This window comes from Flavonifractor sp. An91, from assembly GCF_002159225.1.
In the GTDB taxonomy this organism is placed as follows: Bacteria; Bacillota; Clostridia; order Oscillospirales; family Oscillospiraceae; genus Flavonifractor; species Flavonifractor avicola.
This window is the reverse complement of sequence record NZ_NFHA01000108.1, coordinates 1-552: the sequence shown is the minus strand read 5'-3', so window position 1 is coordinate 552 and position 552 is coordinate 1. Positions and strand designations below refer to the sequence as shown.

2 protein-coding genes are annotated in these 552 nt (G+C 62.3%); one reads left to right on the top strand and one right to left on the bottom strand.

Annotation, left to right across the window (positions count from 1 at the left end; all coding sequences use genetic code 11):
- Nucleotides 1-314: single-stranded DNA-binding protein (locus tag B5G42_RS17685; RefSeq protein ID WP_140399895.1), on the bottom strand; the 314-nt coding region annotated here is incomplete at its 3' end.
- Nucleotides 315-360: 46 nt separating this feature from the next.
- On the opposite strand from B5G42_RS17685, the gene B5G42_RS18530 reads away from it, so the two are divergent.
- Nucleotides 361-552, top strand: a 192-nt coding sequence (locus tag B5G42_RS18530) for a hypothetical protein (protein WP_206406221.1), incomplete at its 3' end; no start/stop codon positions are given.

The following is a 552-nucleotide window of genomic DNA, read 5'->3' as shown; positions in this document are numbered from 1 at the left end:
TCGCCAAAGTAGATGTTGCTGGCCACGACCTCGGCGGTACGGCGCCTGCCGCCCTCCCGGTCCGTCCAGTCCCGGATCTGGAGCCGCCCTTCCACCACGGCCATGGAGCCCTTGGCGAAGTAGTTGGCGGCGAACTCACCAGTATGCCGCCACGCGACGATGTCGATGAAGTCCACAGGCGTTTCCCCGGTGGCCTTGTCTTTGAAGTCCCGGTTGACTGCCAAAGAGAACGACGCGACTGGGATGCCGCTCTGTGTCCGGCGCAGTTCGGGGTCCCGGGTGAGCCGCCCACTGAGAATGATTCGATTCAACATGATGTTTACCTCCATTTTGACAATTTGTTTTCGGGCGGCCGGTTCAGTGGGAAAGCACACGCCCAGCCCAGCCGCCGTCGTGTACCTCCGTCTGTTCCACACCCGTTCACCAACACACCTGGATGGGGGACCCATCGCCCGCCGCCGTCAGGGTACCGCTTGGGAACCGGACGGCGGCTTAGGGGCAATACCGTTTGTTGGGATGCTCCTCCAGGGAGGCAAACGGGTGGATCAGCAA